The sequence below is a fragment of the Amycolatopsis sp. NPDC005232 genome (assembly GCF_040607795.1).
Classification (GTDB): Bacteria; Actinomycetota; Actinomycetes; order Mycobacteriales; family Pseudonocardiaceae; genus Amycolatopsis.
Map to the genome: position 1 here is coordinate 17,424 of NZ_JBEXHL010000002.1, position 17,471 is coordinate 34,894.

Consider the following 17,471-nt stretch of genomic DNA (forward strand, 5'->3'; position numbering starts at 1 on the left):
CGGTACTAATCCGGCCAAAAGTAGGCCGCCCCCTCTGAAAGAGGTGACCATTGCTACACAAGCCATGCGGCCGTGACTGTGGCCGGATTAGTACCGAACGGCACAGTATGAGCGACACCGATGGCCAGTAAATCCGCCGAGCAGCGCAACCGCGTTCAGACGGCGCTGGACCGGGTCCGGCACCAGATCGGGCTCGTGCTCGGTGCCGCCGCCGGCGCCCGCGAAGCCGCGGAGGCCGACGTGGCGCGGCTCGCTCTCGAACAGGAAATCGTGCGGGTCGGCATGAACCACGCCGACGCCGAGCAGCAGACGGAATGGGCGCGGCACCCGGCCGCGCACGAGGTTTTCGCTTCGCTCGGCGGCGTGCGCAACGCGTTCTACACCGACTGGAGTTCGGGCCCGGGCGCCCTGCGGGACCTGGTGACGGCCAACGCACCGGGTCCCGCGGGGCGGCCGCCGAGCGAATGGCTCGGCCGGGTGGGGACCAACCCCGGCATCACCGCGCCGGGGCTGTGGCGCGTGGGCTCGGCGACGGCGGCCGGCCGCGACATCTCGCGGACGTTCGACGTCGCCGTGCCCCTGCTCGACGAATCGCACCTGCAGATCACCTCGGCGCCCAAAACGCGTCCGGTGATCGACGGGATCGTGCAGAACCTGCTGATGCGGGTGCTCTCGACGTTCGAGCCCGGCGCCGTGAAGATCCACCTCTGGGACATCGGGCAGCTCACCGCGATCCTGCCCGACCTCTACCCGATCAGCCGCACCAGCGCGCTGTCGCTCTACGACCCGACGCGGCTGGAAGACCTCCTCGACGAGCTGGCCGGCCACATCCGCCGCATCCACGCCACCGGCATGCAGGCCGGGCACACGTCGTTGCGGGAGCTGCGGCGCGCCAGCAACCAGCGCGTGGAGCCGTACCGGATCGCGGTGCTCTACGGCAACGGCGAGACGCTGGAACCCGAGCTCGCGCGCGACCTCAAGCGCGTGGCCAGCGGCGCGTTGGCCGCCGGAATCTGCCTCATCCTCATCGACGTACCCACGGCCGTGAGCGCGTCGATCGAATCGCTGAGCCTGCTCGACGAGCGGCGCGCGATCAGCAGCATGACCGGCACCGACCTCGTCGTGGACCTCGATCCGCCGTTGCCTTCCGGACAGGTGATCCGGGCGGCCGGGCGGATCGCGGAAGCGTTGATCGCCAAGCAAGGCGGGCCGCGCTCGTTCGCCGACCTGCTGCCCACGGAGTTCGGCCAGGAGAGCTCGGCGCGGGAGCTGCGGGCGCCCGTCGGGTTCTACGAGGGCGAGGCCGTCGAGGTCGTGATCGGCGACGCGAGCCCGCACGTCCTGATCGGCGGGCCGAGCGGTTCCGGTAAGACGAACTTCCTGTATTCGCTGCTCGGCAGCCTCGCCGCGCGCTACACGCCGGACGAGCTGGCGCTGTACCTGCTGGACTTCAAGGAAGGCGTGTCGTTCGCGGGCCTCGCGCCCGGCCGCAAGGACGCGAGCTGGCTGCCGCACGCGAAGCTCGTGGGTGTCAACGTGAACACCGACCGCGAGTTCGGCCTGGCGCTGCTGCGCTTCCTCGCCGACGAGCTGCGCCGGCGTTCGGCCGCCGCCAAGGAACACGAGGTCACGAACCTGGCCGACCTGCGCGAGCAGGACCCGGGCGGGCACTGGCCGCGGATCGTCGCCGTGATCGACGAGTTCCAGTACCTGTTCGCCGGTCGCGACCAGGTCACGGCCACGGCCACGCAGCTGCTGGAGGACATCGCGCGGCGCGGGCGTTCGCAGGGAATCCACCTGGTGCTCGCGAGCCAGGACGTCGCGGGCATCGAGGCATTCTGGGGCAAGCCGGCGGTGTTCGAGCAGTGCACGCTGCGCATCGCGATGCCGAAGGCGCGGCGCGTGCTGGCGGAGACGAACAACGCGGCGGTGTCGGCGCCGAAGTGGCACGCCGTGATCAACCACGATTCCGGCGTGGCGCACGGCAACCTGCTGGCGCACATCCCGGACGCGAGCAGCCGCAACGTGTTCGTGGAGCTGCAGCACAAGCTGTGGGAGCTCTACTCAGGACGCTTCGCGCGCCCCCGCCTGTTCGACGGCGCGCACTCCCCAGTGCTGGAACAGTTCCCGGCGTACACGGAGCTCAAGCCGACCTCGCGCCCGCGCGCGCTGCTGGGCCAGTCGATCGATGTGACGGAGGCCGCGCAGGGCGTGGAGCTGCCCCGCGCGCCCGGCCGCAATATCGCGGTACTGGGCGGCGCGTCGGCGGAGGCACTGTCCATCATGGACTCCGCCGCGCGGTCGCTGGCGCGGCAGTACGAGATCGGCGAGGTCGAATTCGTGCTGTACTGCCCGATCGAGGCGTGCGCGCCGGCCGTCCTGGAGCTGACGGAACGACTGCGCGCCGAGGGCCACGTGACAGATCTGATCGACGACCTGACGGCTTTGCTGGCCTCCATTGTGGACGGAGAACTCGGCGGCCCGTCGCGGATCCTGCTGCTGTACGGAGTGGACGCCGCGTTGCCCACACTGGAGACCAAGGCCCCCGGCCAGCTCAAGAGCGGCCTCGACCACCTGCGCACGGTGCTCAAGACCGGCCCGGGCCACGGCGTGCACACCATCGGCTGGTGGCGCAGCATCGCGCGCCTCAAGGACACGCTCGGCTTCGGCGGCACCGACGACATCGGCACCTGGGCGGCGCTCGACGTGCAGGGCAACGAGCTCTCCCCGTTCGCCGCCGGCCAGGTCGTGCACTGGTCGCCACGCCAGGGCCGCGCGTTGTTCTTCGACCGCACCACGCACGGCGCCCCCGAAGTCATCATCCCCTTCCAGCGCCCCGAGCAGACGGGAGACCCAGCATGACGGATGACGCCAGCGCGGCCATGCGCTACAAGGAAATCGTCGGCCTGGCCCGCGGCTCCGCCGACAACCTGCGCGCCTGGGAGCTCGCCCGCGCCGACGAGATCGACCACCAGCTCGCCGACGCGCACGCCGCCGTCTCCGCCGCGAAGGAACGCGAGGAGAAGGCGGCCGAACGCGCTTCCCGCTGGTGGAAGATGGCCCTGCACAACGTCGCCCGGCTCGCCTTCCTCGAGCCGGCCGATGACCCGCAGCCGGTGTCGACGGCGCGGCCGCAGTACCTGGACCGGTATCTCGAGGAAGTGAAGCCGTCGTACCAAGAGCTGGTGCAGGCGGTGCTGGCGCTGGGGTGGCGAGCGAAACGCTGAGCTGTCAGATGACGTCGGTGTAGAGCACGACGGTGCCGCCCGCGGTACTGGCCGTGACGCCGCAGTCCAGCTTGTGGGCTGCGAGGTCCGGGGTGACTGCGAGCTGGGGGTTCGTGGCGCCGTCGATCGGGATGTAGAACTCGAAGCCGTTGGAGGGGTCGACCTTGTTGGAGTACCAGGCGTAGTCCACCTTGGCCGGTGTGCCGTTGGTCCATTTCGGAGCGTCACAGGTGAGCGTGTTGCCTGCGGCTTTGGTGCCGGCGATCGTGGGGTCCGCCTGAGTCATCGGCGCCAGCGGCGGCCTCGGCTGCGTCAGGAAGGAACGCAACGCGGCCGCGTCGGCGAACCCGTTGGCGGTCGGCTCGCCGCACTGCTTACCGGCGACCTCACCGGCGAAGCTGACGACGCCGACGAGCCGGCCGTCCTGAACCAGCGGACCACCGCTGTCGCCGGAACAGACCGTGGCCGCGGCCTGCGTACACAGCACCGACGGCCCGTCGATCACGTCCTGGCTCCCGAACGACTGCCCGCACGCCTGGTCGTCGATCACCTTGAGCTGCGCGTGCGCGAGCTGGTCACCGAGCGCGGGCAGCGGGTCCTTCGGGTCCGGTGTTTTGGTGAGCCCGTGCCCGTAGACGTCCACAGTGGTGCCCGGCTTCGGCGCCCTGTCGGCCACCGGCAACGTCGGAATGTCGAACACCGGACGCGCCAGCTTGATCAGCGCGACATCGTCGGCGGCACTGGCCTTCGAGTAGTCCTCCGGCGCCTTCGGCGACGGGATCAGCCGAAACCCCGGGTCGACCGACCACCCCTCGATCGGCACGATCCGCCCGGGATCCGTCGACAGCGTCCCACCCCCGAGGTGCACCTCGAAGTGCGTGGGGTCCACGTGGTCGAGGCAGTGCGCCGCCGTCACCACCCGGTCCGGCGCGATCAACGCGCCGCCGCAACTTTCCCGCTGCACCAAGGGCTCGTCACCCTTGAACACGACCGTCGCCATCCACGGCGCCGCGCCGTCGGCCGCGGGCTCCCCACCGGACACCGCCATGGCGGGCGCCGCCACCACCGTGCCGGCCACCAGAACAGCCGCGCCCACGGTCAAAATCCTGCGCATTCGGACCTCCTCATCGGTTGGTCCGAACGTACGAACCGCGCCGCTGCCGGGACAACATGCGGCGGGCTGATCACCGCGTACTCCTTTCGGCTACGGGTTGCTCGCCGATCGGCTACGCGTTCCAGACCACCGCGTCGGTCACCAGGTCCGAGGCCGCCGACACCCTCACGGTCAGCCGGAACGGGCGGCCCTTGGCGGTGATCCCGCAGACGATGCTGCCGGCGTGCAGCGAGTCGAGCTGGTTCGTGCCGTCGGCCGCGGCCAGCCGGCTGCAATCGTCGCGACCGGGCACGCCGTCGTCGATCCAGACGCGCATCCTGCTCTCGCCGGCGGTGAAGAGGTCGGAGCCGAAGTGGTCCGCGATGTCGTTCTCGTCGCCTTCCGCGGGCGGGTTGAGGTCGAGGTTGATGCTGCCGAACGTGACCGGGCCCGTGAAGTACGCGTCCGGTGTGTTGCTCGGCGAGGAACGCGGCGGCGCGTGGCCGTTCGAAACCGGCGCACCGCCGGCCGCACCGGCCGTCACCGTGACGGTCGCGGTTACCGGCGCCGGCTGCGCGGGCGTGCTCGGCGCACTGGCCCGCCCGACGAAGAACCCGGCCCCGGTCAACGCCGTGACCAGCGCGGCGATCGCGGTGATCCACTGGTGCCCGAGCGTGCCCCAGCCGGTTTTCTTGGCCTCGCCCTCGTCTGCCACCGCGCCCCCGTTCGCTTGCAAGGAGCCAATTCTAGCCACCCCGAACACACCGAAGGCCACCATTCGCGGAGAATGGTGGCCTTCGGTGCCGATCAAGAACTACTTACGCGGAGCGGTCCGCCCCAACAACTGGTCCAGATAGTCCAGCAGGTCGTAAGCCAGGTCCTCCAGCTTGTTCCCCGTCGACGGCCGGAACCGCACGATCTGCGGGTCGTGGTCGCTGGCCTGGTCGGCGAACTCGGCGTTGATGTGAACCACGTCGTAGTCCACGCCGCGAAGGGCCGGCGCGGCCAGGATGTGGTCCAGCACCTGCGACTGGCCCTCGAACACGTAGCTGTACCGCTCGGCGGCGGGCAACGTCGCGATGAGGTCCTTCAGGCCACCGGACGTCAGCTGGGCCAGCGCCGGCGAGAACTGGTAGTCGTTCAGGTCACCGGCGACCACCACGTTGGCGTTGCGGTCAGCCGAAAGCAGCTGCGAGACGAAACCCTTCAGCACGGTCGCCTGCTTCTGACGCTGCACCTCGGAGCTGCGCACCGGCGGCTGGAACCGGCCGTGCGTCGGCTGGTCGCCGCCCTTGGAGTTGAAGTGGTTGGCGATCACGAACACCGTGCGGCCCTGGAAGACGAACTCGCCGGCCAGCGGCTTGCGGCTGTCGGTCCACGCGTCGTTCGTCGGGTCGACGCGGCCCGGGGACTGCGTCAGGTGCACCTTGCCGTGGTCCTTCACGACACCCACCGAGGACAGCGCGCTGCCGCCCGGACGGTCCACGAAGGACACTCGCGCCGGGTTGAACAGGAAGCCCACGCGGATGTTGCCGCCCGGCTCGCCGCCGTCCTCGTCGTTGGTCGGGTCGATCTCGCGCCACTGGTAGTGCGGGCCACCCGCCGCGATGATCGCGTCGGTGAACTTCTTGAGCGTCACGTCGGCGGCGACCACACCGTCGTTGGTGGCGCCGTCGTTGTCCTGGATCTCCTCCAGGGTCACGACGTCCGGCGCGGCCAGGTTGTCGACGATGCCGTGCGCGAGCTGCGCGAACTTCGTGTCCGGGTCGGACGGCGCGAGGTTCTCGACGTTGTACGTCGCCACCGCGAGCTGGCCGGGACGCTGGCGCGCAGTGACCTCCTTCTGCAGGTGGTTGTCCTTCGCCGGACCCATCTGCGACGCGAAGAGCGTGTAGCCGCCGAAGCTGCTGTACTCCACCGGGCCCGATGTCGTCCCGGTGAGCACGTCACCGGTGTTGACCTTCGGGAACGGCTGCTGGTCGAACGGGATGATCGACTGGACCTTCAGCACACCGGTGTTGATCTTGTCGTAGCCCAAGTAGACCGTGCCGCCGCGCGGCGTCGGGTTCTGCTGCAGCTTCGTGGTCACGTAGAGCTCGTCGAAGTCGTTGCTCGGGCCGACCACGCGTGCGTCGGAGATGCTGACGATCTCGCTCTCGTGCGACTCCCAGAAGTCCAGCGCGTACTTCGCCGGCTCCAGCGGCAGCGCCTCGATGTTGCCGCCGGCGTTGGGCGCGAGCACGTCCGGGATCTGGTCGGGCGTGATCTTCGTGGGCGCGGGCAACGGGTTCCCGTGCGTGCCGACCGTCCACTGTGCACTGGAGAGCTCGGTGAGCGACTGGTAGTTCGACGTCGCCGGGGCGTCCGGGTAGAACTCCTTCACCGTGCCGGCCGCGGTCACCGCGTCGCCGACGGCGACGGCGGGCGTGGTCGAGCCGGTGAACACGAACAGGCCCTCGCTGGTGCGCGGGTCGCTGTCGGGGTTCGGGTCGGTCAGCCAGAAGCCGCGCGACGAACCGAAGGTGCGCACGGCCGTCACGATGCCCGTGACGTCGCTGACCTTCTTGTCCTTGAGCGGCGAGATCCGCGTGGTGCCCTGGATGTCGTGGATCTTCGCCGGGGTGCCCGGGTCGACGGGGCCGGTGTCGCCGCCGCCGGCCGTCTCGCCCTTGGAGTTGGTGGGGGTCGGGTCGCCGACGGTGAAGTCGGCGCTGTTGTTGTCCGTGTCGGCGAGCGACGCGGCGCGCGCGGCCGAGGTCGTGTTCGACAGGGCGGCGGTCGGCGTGCCCTCGCGGACCACGGCGTCACCGAAGCCGACGAGGTCCTTGACCTGCGGGTCGGCGGCGCAGTCGGCGGCGGTCTTGCAGGTCAGCGCGGTGGAGCCGTTGACAAGCGCGATCGTGCCGGCGGTCCCGGACATCGCGATGGTCCCGGTCGCGTCCGGGGCGGGCAGCGCGACGGTGCCGCCGGTGCCCTTCGACTCCTGGACGAGGTAACGGCCGCCCGCGGCGACCGAGCCGGCGAGCTTCGTGACCTGCCACGTGCTCGACGCACTGGCCGTGGCCGGCAGGTACTGCACGCTGTAGCCGTCGAGCGCGAGCGGCGCGCCACCGTGGTTCGCGAGCTCCACGAAGTCGTTGGTGAGCGTGGCGCCGGCGTTGCCACCGCCGCCGTAGACCTCGGCGACGACCGCGTCCGCGCTGGGTGTGGCGAGTGCGGCGGGAGCGCCGCTCACCACCAAGCCCGCGACGGCAGCGGCGGTCAGCACGCTCTTTCTTCGACCGGATATGGTCACCCTGAGTCCCCTTTGCATGAACGGTCGACGCATCGTCCCCCGAACAAGCGAAGGGTAGGAAGACTAAGAGGCAACGATTCGTAACGAGTTCGCGGAATTACCTCCGAGGGACGGGTTGACACAGTGATCTCTCTCGTACTCGGCGGAGACGTCAACGTGCAGGGCCGAAGCGAGCCGAAAACGGCATTCCGGGCGTTGGCTCCGTTGCTGAGCGGGGCCGACGTGCGGTTTGTCAACCTCGAGGGTCCGCTGTCGGGATCGATGGGTGACCACGGCGGTCTGGACATCCCGCACAAGTCGAATTGGCGCCATTCCGCGCCGGAAATGGTCGAGGCGCTCACCGCGGTCGGCATCGACGTGGTGTCGGTGGCCAACAACGTGACGTACCCGCCGCCGGCCATGCTCGCCAGCCTGTCGGTTCTGGAGAAGGCCGGCATCGCCTACTGCGGCGGTGGTGCGAACCTCACCGCCGCGCACACGCCGGCCGTGATCGAACGGGCCGATCGCCGCGTCGCCTTCCTCGCGTTCACGTCGTTGTGCTGGCCGGTCGGCCAGGAGGCGAAGGCCGATTCGGCAGGCGTCGCGGTGGCCGGCGCGTACACCTCTTACCAGCCGGATCCGCGGGTGCTCGACGTGCCGGGCCGGCCACCGATCGTCCACACCACCCCGGTGCCGGCGGACCTGGAACGCCTGGTCGCCGACGTCCACCGCGCCCGCGCGGCGGCCGACCACGTGGTCGTGTCGATGCACTGGGGACTGCCGGGCGACGAGCTCACCGAGTACCAGATCGTCTACGCCCACGCGATCATCGACGCGGGCGCCGACCTCGTGGTGGGCCACGGGCCGCACAGCATCCAGGCCGTCGAGGTCTACCGCGGCCGCCCGATCCTCTACAGCCTCGGCAACCTCGTGTTCGACTGGCCCGCGATGCGCGGCCGCCACGTCGACGGGCTGCTCGCCGGGTGCCTGCTCGGCGACCGGCCGCGGCTCGAGCTGATCCCCGTGCGCCGCGGCGAGGACAACGAGTGCGTGCCGCTGGCCGGCGAAGCGGCGGCGCAGGTGCTGCGGCACGTGGCCGAACTGTCGGCGCGCCGGTCCACAAAGGTGGCCGTGGGAACCGGGATCGGCACCGTTGAAGGGTTTCTCGCGCCGAAGCGCTGAGGGCGCCTCCCCAGGGTCGTCACCCGGACGGCCTATCTGCCTTAAATGCAGGTCAAGCTTTGGCGCGGTCGGTTTGCGACGGAGGTACCTTTACTCGCGAGCCCACGAGAATGTGGCCCAGACCACTTCCCGGGAGCTCACGGGTCGCACACCGCGGGGGGAGGCGACACGATCACATGGGGGTTGATCGTGTTCGGCTCGCGCGGTTTCGCGCCCCGCTGGGGTACGCCGCGGACGCGGGATCTTCAGTTTCTCCCGCGACCGCGGCGTCCGCGAAAAGTTTGCCCCGGGGGTTCGTGGGCGGTGCGGTTCGGCGGCTTGGCGGCCGCACCGCTCACGAACGGGCCTTGCCGATGAGCGTCTTCGCTCCGGCCACCGCCGCGCGTCCGGCGCCCTTCGCGCTGGCCGCGAGGAACGTCGTCCAGTCGAAGTAGTCGCGCCACAGCACGATCCGGCCGTTCTCGACCTCGAAGGTGCCGCACACCCAGAACTCCACCGCGAACGAGCCGCGGCGCAGCACATCGGTGCGTTCGGTGAGCACGACGTTGCCGTCGGCGGCGATGTGGTGCGTGCGCGCTTCGAACCCGGTACCGAACCGGGTCAGCATGCGCAGCTGCTTCTCCATTGCCGCGAGGCCGTGGGCGGCCGGGAGCGGCACGTTCTGGTAGGTGATGTCGACTGCGACGTGGTTCAGCGCCCGCTCGACGTCCATGTCCTCGAGAGCCTGCAGGAACGCGGTGACCACGGCCTTGGGTTCGCTCATACCACCAGGTTAAGCCCCGAACGGCCGGTCGCCCACAATGGCGACGCGTTCGGCCACCCGGTTGTGGGGGTGGTAGTCATTCACGGCGTAGTGCTGGGTGGCGCGGTTGTCCCAGAACGCCACGGCGCCACGGGTCCAGCGGAAGCGCACCTGGTACTCGGGCGTGTGGGCCTGGAGGAAGAGGTAACGGAGCAGGCGGTCGCTCTCCGGTTTGCCGAGGCCGACGACGTGGGTGGTGAAGGCCTGGTTCACGAACAGCGTCCGGCGGCCCGTCTCGGGGTGGACGCGGACGATCGGGTGCTCGACGGGCGGGAAGCGGTTCCGGTGGGCGGCCAGCAGGTCCGGGTCGGTGAAGCGTTCGAAGCCGGGCACGAAGTCGTGGACGGCGGTGAGTCCGTCGACGCGTTCGCGCACGTCGGCGGGCAGGTTGTCGTAGGCAGCGGCCATGTCGGCCCACATCGTGTCGCCGCCGACCGGCGGGACCTCCACCAGCCGGAGGACGGAGCCGAGCGCGGGTGCGGGACGCCAGGTGACGTCGGCGTGCCAGATGTTCTCGTAGCCCGGCATGCCCGCGGTGCGGGTGAAGCGGACGACTTCGTTGTTGTCGCCTTGCGGGATGAAGGGGTTGGTTTCCAACGCTCCCCAGTGGGAAGCGAACACGCGCTGTTGTTCCGACGTCATTTTCTGTTCGCGGAAGAACAGCACCTTCCACTCCAGCAACGCCCGGTTCAGCTCTTCGCGAACCCGGGGGGTCAATGACGCTCCGAGGCCGACACCCTCGATTTCGGCCCCGATCACCCGGCCGAGAGGACGGAGGGTGAACAGTTCGTAGGGGCGTTCTTCGACGCCTTCGGGCAGCCGACGCAGCACGCGCGGGCCTTCGAGGATGCCGTCGGCGGGGGTGGCCGACGAGCGCAGGAAGTCGATCGACATCAAGCCCTCTGGGTGGGCGAATCGGCTTGGTTGAGCGAAGTTCGGCCGATCGGAGTGCCTTGCCGCGTCGACCGGAGCGCGGCTGCGCCTGCGCCGGGCAGGCGACCGGGTCGGCTGCGCGGGCGGGTGGCTGGCATGGGCGCGATGGTCGTCAGCGCTGCCGAGCGGGGTCAAGGCTCTTCACGACGTGGAACTGTCCTACGCCCGGCCGAGTGACCACACAGGACGTGATGAGGTTAGATCTCCCCCTACAGGGTGACGAGGTGGGGGCCTGGCCACCTTGAACTGGTTTGTTCCGGGAAGGGGAGGTCGCCATGGCGAGCTCGACGAGTGAGCGGCTGCGCGCCGCGGCCGACGCGCTGGACAAGGCCGCGGCCGACGCCGACCAGGCAGCAGGCCGTTTCGCCGAGGCGCGCCTGGAGTCCACGCCGTTCGGCATCTCCGCGCCGGCGCGCGAGCTGGCCTCGCGCTGGGAGGCCGCGCTGGCCGCCCGCGACGTCGACGCCCGCGTGCTGGGCGACGCGACGTCCGACCTCGCCGGCCGGCTGCGCATGGCGGCGGGCGGGCACGCGGAGAAGATCCGCCCCGCGGTGGCGACGGCGCTGTTCACCTGATGCCCTTCCTGCACCCGGCCCTGGAGAAAGCCGCCGCAACCCTCGAGCCGCTGCGGAAGGCGGGCGCGCGCCTCGGCACCCCGGACCCCGTGGCCGCGCTGCAGCAGATCGACTGCTCACCTCCCGCCATCCGCGAGTCGGCCCGCACCCTGTCGACCGGCCGCGACGTCCTGGTCACCGCCCGCCTCGCCTTCGAAAGCGGCGCCCACCGCGCGGAACGGCGCTGGGGCGGCGAGCCCGCCGCCCTGTTCCGGACTCGCGCCGACGAGCTCGACGTGCACTACCGGCAGGCCGCCGAAGCCGCCGCCCGCACGGCCGCCGTCGGGCTGGACTTGGCCGATCTGCTCGACCGGCTCGCGGCTGAGACGGCCGCTCAGGTCACTTGCGTCGCGGGGTCAGCCGCGGCGTCCGCGGTGGCGGTACTGGCGGGGGACCGCTCGACCGAAGCGGTGCAACCGGTGATCGAGGCGTGCGCGGCGGTCGTGCGGGCCGTGGAAACCGGGGTGTCGACGATCATGGAGACGATCTCGTTCCTGGAGCCGTTCGGCACACCCGTTCTGCCGTTCGACTGAGTCCCCGGCTTCCTGCGCGCCGGCTCGCAAATCGGTACCCCGCAACCGAACGCCCGCCGACCGGCTGCGCCGACGACAGCTCGACCTGAGCACAACTACCGGATTTGTCTTTCAACGACGGCCATCCGCCACAGTGACCAACCCGCGGCAGGTGACCACCACCGGGGGTCCGGGGGCAACGCCCTCCGGGCGGGGCCTGGGGGTTGCACCCCCAGAAACACAGCGAGCGAGCTACCTCGACGCTTTCCGTCGACATAGCTCGCCCACTCGCGAGCGGTGGCGGTGGGATTTGAACCCACGGACGGGATTAACCGTCACACGATTTCGAGTCGTGCTCCTTCGGCCGCTCGGACACGCCACCGCCGAGAACAATACCGGAGGCCAAGGGCCCGGTGTCGGCGGGGTGGCGGCGGGTGGCGAAGTACGTCTCGAGCAGCTCAGCGCACTCCGCGGCCAGCACACCACCGTGGACTTCGGGGCGGTGGTTGAGCCGGCGGTCGCGCACGACGTCCCACAGGGAGGCCACGGCGCCGGTCTTGGGCTCCCACGCGCCGAACACCAGGCGGGCCACGCGGGCGAGCACGAGGGCACCCGCGCACATCGTGCATGGTTCCAACGTCACGGCGAGCGTGCAGCCCTCCAGGCGCCACCCGTCGCCGTGGACGCGGGCGGCCGCGCGCAGGGCGAGGATCTCCGCGTGGGCGGTGGGGTCGCCGAGCTCGACGCGGGCGTTGCGGGCCGCGGCGAGAGGCCTTCCGTCAGGGCCGAACACCACGGCGCCGATGGGCACATCGGCGCCTGGACCGCGCGCGGCTTCGAGCGCCGCCTGCACGGCTTCGGTGTCGGCCGGGCGTCTCAGAGCTCGTCCAGAAGTTTCGAGAACTCGGCCGCGAAGCCGCAGCGCTGGGCGATCATCTGGAGCTGCTCGTCGGGGTAGAGATCCACCTCTCCGACGATAACTTCAAGCTCGCCGCCCGGCAGTCCGAGATCGGCGAGGATGTCGAGGTCGCCTTCGGGCCAGACGGCGTCGTCGTCCTCGTCGGGAGGGTCGACGCGCAGGACGTCGAGCACGTCCGCGGCGATGTCGTAGTCGAGCGCCGCCGCGGCGTCCGACAGCAACAGCGACGGCCCCCGCGGGCTCGGCCGCACGATCACGAAGAACTCGTCGTCCACCGCCAGGAGCCCGAACGCCGCGCCGGTCGAGCGGAGTTTCCCCAGCTCGGTGATCGCCGCGTCGAGCTCCGTGAGCGCCGCGGGATCGAGCGCACTGCACCGCCACCGACCGTCTTCTCGGACCACTGCCATCGCGAAGCCCGTGACCGGCTCTTGCACCGCCATGCGCACACCGTATTCCGCCGCCGATGCGAGCGCACGCACGGTGCACCCGAAGCGTCCGTGGTGCCACTATCGAGCCATGACCGGACCCACCGACCTGCCGACTCTCCCGGACACCCGCCTCGACGGGCTGCTCGACGCCGCACGGGAGCTGCAGGACCGCACCGTCGCGTTGCGCCGCGCTCTGCACCGCCGGCCGGAGCAGGGGCTCCAGCTGCCGCAGACGCAGGAAGCTATCCGTTCGGCCCTGGCCGACCTGCCGCTTTCCGTGACCGAAGGCCGCTCCACGACGTCGCTCACCGCCGTGCTGCGCGGCGCGCGCCCGGGCCCGGCCGTGCTGCTGCGCGGGGACATGGACGCGTTGCCGCTGCACGAGGACACCGGCCTCGAGTTCTCGTCCGAGGTCGACGACTCCATGCACGCCTGCGGGCACGACACCCACGTCGCCATGCTCGCCTCCGCCGCCCGCCTGCTGGCCTCGCGCGTCGACTCGCTGGCCGGCTCCGTGGTCTTCATGTTCCAGCCCGGCGAGGAAGGCCACCACGGCGCGCGCTTCATGATCCACGAGGGTGTGCTCGACGCCGCCGGCCCGCGCGTCTCGCAGGCCTTCGGTCTCCACATGATGGCCAACACGCCCACCGGCGTCCTCCAGGTCCGCGGCGGCGCGATGATGGCGTCCGCCGACACCTTCCGCGTCGACGTCACCGGCCGCGGTGGCCACGGGTCCGCCCCGCAGGAAGCCATCGACCCCGTCCCCGCGGCGGCCGCGATGGTCGGCGCCCTGCAGACGATGGTCACCCGCCGCATCGGCGTCTTCGACCCCGCCGTGATCTCCGTGACCCGCATCGAGGCCGGCACGACCACGAACATCATCCCCGAGACGGCCGTGCTCGAAGGGACCATCCGCACCCTGTCGGAAGCCACGCGCGCCGTGGTCCGGACCGAGCTGCCCCGCGTCTGCGAGTCCATCGGGGCGGCCCACGGCTGCCGCGTCCTGGCCGACATCGAGCCGGGCTACCCACCGACCGTGAATGACGCCGGGGTGGCCGCCGACGTGCTGGCCCTTGGCGCGACGGTGCTCGGCGAGGAGAACGTCCAGGAGATCCCGCACCCGATCATGGGTGCGGAGGACTTTTCGTATGTGCTGCAGCGGGTTCCGGGCGCGTTCGCGTTCCTCGGGGCCTGCCCGCCGGGGCTTTCGCCTTCGGACGCGCCCGCGAACCACTCGAACCGGGTGATCTTCGACGAGGCCGCGATGCCGGCTGGGGTGGCGATGTATGCGGCGTTCGCGTTGAACGCTTTGCGGGGCTGAGGGGTCACGAGGGGACCATTCGCTGGGCGAACGGTCCCCTCGTGCCGGTTCATGTGCGCGAACGGTCCAGTCGCGTCTTCACGGCGGCGCGGGGGGACCACTCGCGGCCTCGAGACTGGCACGAAGCGACCATTCGCTCGGCTGCTGTGGCACGACAGGTCCCCTCGCCCGCGCTCGGTGCGCCGCGACCGGACCGCTCGCACTCAATCGACGGCACGAACGGTCCAGTCGCGCCTCAGCCAGCGCACGAGTGGCCCAGTCGCACCCGCCAGTTGGGCGCGAAAGGTCCCCTCGCGGCGCAACCCGCGCGCGAAAGGTCCAGTCGCACGGCCAGGCACTGCGAGAGGTCCAGTCACGCCGCCGAGCGCGCGAGAGGTCCAGTCATGCGCGAGCGCCGCACGAGAGGACCCTTCGCCCAGCGAACGGTCCCCCCGCACAGCCAGATCAAGCCGTCCTGCTCGGCTGCCCGTTCTCCAGGTGCCCGGCGAACCGCCGATGCCACTCCGCGTGCCCGACGAGCGACAGCCGCACCTCGTACCAGCCGGAATGGTCGGCCAGCGCATCAACGGAAAGCGTGTGCGAACCGTGCGCACCCACCACAAAGCCGGGGCGCCCCTTCACCGTCAACGTCGCCGGCCGAGACGTGGAATTCGTCACCTTCACCTGGAAAACCGGGTGCGCGGCCGAACCTGAAATGGAAGCCGCGACCTCCACGCCCGAAGTCGACGAATCCCCGGACGCCTCCACCACAAATCCATTAGGCCCATGAACCGCGATGTCATAAGAACCGGAAAACGCAATCTTCCCAACAGCAGAACCGCCACCGGAAACGTCGAACCGCTGCGAAACCCCACCGGCGTGATAAGCGTAAGAAGCCAACTGCAAACCAGCCGCCCCGTGGTTCGAGGCCTGCAAAGCCAGCGACCCCGCACCCACCGAAACAAAAGCCACCGGCTGGTAAGGCAACGCCCGCGCCGGAGCCGTTCCGCGCTCCTGTTCCGGCGTGGCCTGCTGCCCTGTCAGCGGGGGCGCCGGCTTGGGCAGCTTCGTCTGCGTCCGGTCCGCTTCGGCGCGCAACGCCGTCGTGTCCGGCAGCGTGGGGATGGAAACATCCCGACGCGAAAAGTCGAAGCAGCTCGTCAGGTCACCGCAGATCTCGCGGCGCCACGCCGAGATGTTGGGCTCGCGCACACCCGTCCACGTCTCCAGGAACCGCAGCACGGACGTGTGGTCGAAGACCTGCGAGTTCACGAACCCGCCGCGGCTCCACGGCGAGATCACCGTCATCGGCACGCGCGGCCCGAGGCCGATCGGCGCCAGTGCGCCCGTCCCGACGCCGCCGGGACCCGAGGGCTGGTTCACCGGCAGCAGCTCGCCCGGCGTTCCGGCCGGAGCGCACGGCGGCACCACGTGGTCGAAGAACCCGTCGTTCTCGTCGTAGTTGATCAAGACCACAGTGGACTCCCACAGCTTCGGGTTGTCCCACAACGCCTTCAGCACGCGCTGCGTGTATGCCGCGCCGTCGACCGGCCGCGCGGCCGGGTGTTCGCAGTACGCGTACGGCGCCACCACCCACGAAACCGCCGGCAACGTGCCCGCCTTGCAGTCCGCCACGAACTGCTGCAGCACATGGTCGACATTCTTGCCCTGCCCCGAATCCGCCTTCCACTGCGCGCGCAGGCTGGCCCGCTCGGCGAGCTGGCGCTTCTTCGGGTCCGCCGACGCCAGCGCGTCGTGGTACTGCTGGAACAGCCACAGTGGATTGTCGCCGTAGTCGCCGACGTACCCGTCCGCGCCGTCGCCAACCTCGTCGTTCGCGTAGACCTGCCAGGAGATCCCGGCGGCCTGCAGTCGCTCCGGGTAGGTCGTCCAGCGGTAGACCGGATTGTAGTCGTCCGGGTTCCAGGTCGCGGGGCCGCCGAGCTCGCCGTCCGGGTCGATCATGCCCGTCCAGTGGTAGAGGCGGTTGGGCGTGGTCGGGCCCTGCAACGAGCAGAAGTAGTTGTCGCACAGGGTGAACGCGCTCGCGAGCGCCCGGTGGAACGGTAGGTCGTCGCGGTTGAAGTAGCTCATGGTCATCTCGGTCTTCGCCGGGACCCACGCGTCGTAGGCGCCGTTGGCCCACGCCTGGTGCGTGGTGGCCCAGTCGTGCGCGAGGTCGCCGAGGTCCTGGCCGTCCACGAGAGCGGTGTCGACGTGGAACGGCAGCAGGTGGCCGCCGTCGGTGCGCTTCGCGTCAGGCTGGCGGAACACGTCACGCACCGCCGCGGTGTCGCCGAAGCCGCGGACGCCGGCCGCCGTGCCGTAGTAGTGGTCGAACGACCGGTTCTCCTGCATGAGCACCACCACGTGCTCGACGTCGTCGAGGCTGCCGCGCCGCCGGGGACCCGCGGCCGCCTCTGCGAACGCGCCGCCGAGACCCGCCGCCGCGCCTGCCATGCCGGCCGCCGCCGCGCCGCCGAGCACCGAGCGACGGCTCAGCCGCCCTTCCGCCTGCCCCATCCGTGCCTCCTCGTCCGGAATGTGCGTGACGGAGATCCACATCACGCGCGGCAAGCAGCCTTCCCCAGGGCACGGCGCACGACAAGCAGCCGAATGTGAACCGCGACTGAACACGGTGGCAATTACACAACAGTGTTGATTTAATAGCGGACATGACGACCGAAACCGAGCTCATGCAGGAGCTCCTCGAGCAGGAGAGCCGGCTGGTGTTCCCCCGGTTCGACAACGAGACCGCCCTCGCGCTCGGCCAGCACCTGCTCGCCGCGGCGCGCGAACGCGCCCTGCCCGTCACGATCTCCGTGCGCAGAAACGGACAGCGGTTGTTCCACGCCGCACTCCCGGGAACATCGGCCGACAACGACGCGTGGATCGACCGCAAGAGCCGCGTCGTCGACCGCTACGGGCACAGCTCGTTCCTCGTGGGCACCCAGTTCCGCGCGAAGGGCAGCAGCTTCGAGGCCGACTCGCGCCTCGACCCCGACCTGTACGCGGCCCACGGCGGCGTGTTCCCGGTGCTGGTCAAGGACGTCGGGCCGGTCGGCACGGTCGGCGTCTCGGGCCTGCCACAGGCCGACGACCACGCGTTCGTGGTCGAGCAGCTCGCCGCGTTCCTCGCCGGCTGAAAAACCCGGCACAAAAACTGGTAGCCCGCGCACAAGAAGTT

General features: G+C 70.3%; 14 protein-coding genes, 1 tRNA gene and 1 pseudogene. 7 read left to right on the forward strand and 9 right to left on the reverse strand.

Features of this window, described 5'->3' with window-relative positions; all coding sequences use genetic code 11:
- Positions 1–120 precede the first annotated feature (120 nt).
- Together ABZU76_RS03865 and ABZU76_RS03870 are read left to right on the forward strand one after the other, a co-directional pair.
- Positions 121–2,862, forward strand: coding sequence for an FtsK/SpoIIIE domain-containing protein (locus tag ABZU76_RS03865; RefSeq protein WP_354864816.1), 2,742 nt, complete (start codon positions 121–123; stop codon positions 2,860–2,862).
- The gene (locus tag ABZU76_RS03870) at positions 2,859–3,227 is read left to right on the forward strand and encodes a hypothetical protein (protein WP_354864818.1); all 369 of its coding nucleotides are present in this window, start codon (positions 2,859–2,861) and stop codon (positions 3,225–3,227) included. Before ABZU76_RS03865 ends, ABZU76_RS03870 begins: the two co-directional genes overlap by 4 nt.
- A 4-nt stretch (positions 3,228–3,231) precedes the next feature.
- Here ABZU76_RS03870 and ABZU76_RS03875 read toward each other — a convergent pair whose 3' ends face one another.
- From ABZU76_RS03875 to ABZU76_RS03885, 3 genes are all read right to left on the reverse strand, one after another.
- On the reverse strand, positions 3,232–4,341 hold the full coding sequence (locus ABZU76_RS03875) for a serine protease (RefSeq protein WP_354864820.1): 1,110 nt from the start codon (positions 4,339–4,341) through the stop codon (positions 3,232–3,234).
- Between the two features lie 112 nt (positions 4,342–4,453).
- A complete protein-coding gene (locus tag ABZU76_RS03880) occupies positions 4,454–5,056 on the reverse strand; it encodes a hypothetical protein (protein ID WP_354864822.1) in 603 nt (200 codons plus the stop codon).
- A gap of 78 nt (positions 5,057–5,134) precedes the next feature.
- Complete coding sequence (locus tag ABZU76_RS03885; RefSeq protein WP_354864824.1) at positions 5,135–7,633, reverse strand: endonuclease/exonuclease/phosphatase family protein; 2,499 nt, start codon at positions 7,631–7,633, stop codon at positions 5,135–5,137.
- 105 nt (positions 7,634–7,738) lie between these two features.
- Here ABZU76_RS03885 and ABZU76_RS03890 point away from each other — a divergent pair, with 105 nt between their 5' ends.
- The gene (locus ABZU76_RS03890; protein ID WP_354864826.1) at positions 7,739–8,776 is read left to right on the forward strand and encodes a CapA family protein; all 1,038 of its coding nucleotides are present in this window, start codon (positions 7,739–7,741) and stop codon (positions 8,774–8,776) included.
- 334 nt (positions 8,777–9,110) lie between these two features.
- Here the strand turns inward: ABZU76_RS03890 and ABZU76_RS03895 are convergent, their stop codons facing one another.
- Both ABZU76_RS03895 and ABZU76_RS03900 read right to left on the reverse strand, forming a co-directional pair.
- Positions 9,111–9,539 carry a limonene-1,2-epoxide hydrolase family protein gene (locus tag ABZU76_RS03895; protein WP_354864828.1) on the reverse strand — a complete coding sequence of 143 codons (429 nt, stop codon included), beginning with the start codon at positions 9,537–9,539 and terminating at the stop codon, positions 9,111–9,113.
- Between the two features lie 9 nt (positions 9,540–9,548).
- The gene (locus ABZU76_RS03900) at positions 9,549–10,472 is read right to left on the reverse strand and encodes a TauD/TfdA family dioxygenase (protein ID WP_354864830.1); all 924 of its coding nucleotides are present in this window, start codon (positions 10,470–10,472) and stop codon (positions 9,549–9,551) included.
- A 314-nt stretch (positions 10,473–10,786) separates the two neighbouring features.
- Here ABZU76_RS03900 and ABZU76_RS03905 point away from each other — a divergent pair, with 314 nt between their 5' ends.
- Positions 10,787–11,086 (forward strand): hypothetical protein, encoded by a 300-nt coding sequence (locus ABZU76_RS03905; RefSeq protein WP_220244967.1) that lies wholly within the window; start codon positions 10,787–10,789, stop codon positions 11,084–11,086.
- Positions 11,086–11,658, forward strand: a complete 573-nt coding sequence (locus tag ABZU76_RS03910; protein WP_354864832.1) for a hypothetical protein — start codon at positions 11,086–11,088, stop codon at positions 11,656–11,658. The genes ABZU76_RS03905 and ABZU76_RS03910 overlap by 1 nt, the downstream gene beginning before the upstream one ends.
- Positions 11,659–11,932: 274 nt before the next feature.
- Here ABZU76_RS03910 and ABZU76_RS03915 read toward each other — a convergent pair.
- The 3 genes and pseudogenes from ABZU76_RS03915 to ABZU76_RS03925 all read right to left on the reverse strand — a co-directional run bounded on the left by ABZU76_RS03915 (position 11,933) and on the right by ABZU76_RS03925 (position 12,996).
- Positions 11,933–12,019 (reverse strand) — tRNA-Ser (locus ABZU76_RS03915).
- 45 nt (positions 12,020–12,064) lie between these two features.
- Positions 12,065–12,490, reverse strand: a pseudogene (locus ABZU76_RS03920) (nucleoside deaminase); the annotation flags it as partial.
- A 23-nt stretch (positions 12,491–12,513) separates the two neighbouring features.
- On the reverse strand, positions 12,514–12,996 hold the full coding sequence (locus ABZU76_RS03925; RefSeq protein WP_354864834.1) for a tRNA adenosine deaminase-associated protein: 483 nt from the start codon (positions 12,994–12,996) through the stop codon (positions 12,514–12,516).
- Between the two features lie 76 nt (positions 12,997–13,072).
- Here ABZU76_RS03925 and ABZU76_RS03930 point away from each other — a divergent pair, with 76 nt between their 5' ends.
- Positions 13,073–14,305: a M20 family metallopeptidase gene (locus ABZU76_RS03930; RefSeq protein WP_354864836.1), complete on the forward strand. Its 1,233-nt coding sequence runs from the start codon at positions 13,073–13,075 to the stop codon at positions 14,303–14,305.
- A 444-nt stretch (positions 14,306–14,749) separates the two neighbouring features.
- Here ABZU76_RS03930 and ABZU76_RS03935 read toward each other — a convergent pair whose 3' ends face one another.
- On the reverse strand, positions 14,750–16,807 hold the full coding sequence (locus tag ABZU76_RS03935; RefSeq protein WP_354864838.1) for a phosphocholine-specific phospholipase C: 2,058 nt from the start codon (positions 16,805–16,807) through the stop codon (positions 14,750–14,752).
- Between the two features lie 152 nt (positions 16,808–16,959).
- Between ABZU76_RS03935 and ABZU76_RS03940 the strand changes: the two genes are divergently transcribed.
- Positions 16,960–17,430 carry a heme-degrading domain-containing protein gene (locus tag ABZU76_RS03940; RefSeq protein WP_354864840.1) on the forward strand — a complete coding sequence of 157 codons (471 nt, stop codon included), beginning with the start codon at positions 16,960–16,962 and terminating at the stop codon, positions 17,428–17,430.
- Positions 17,431–17,471: the final 41 nt, after the last annotated feature.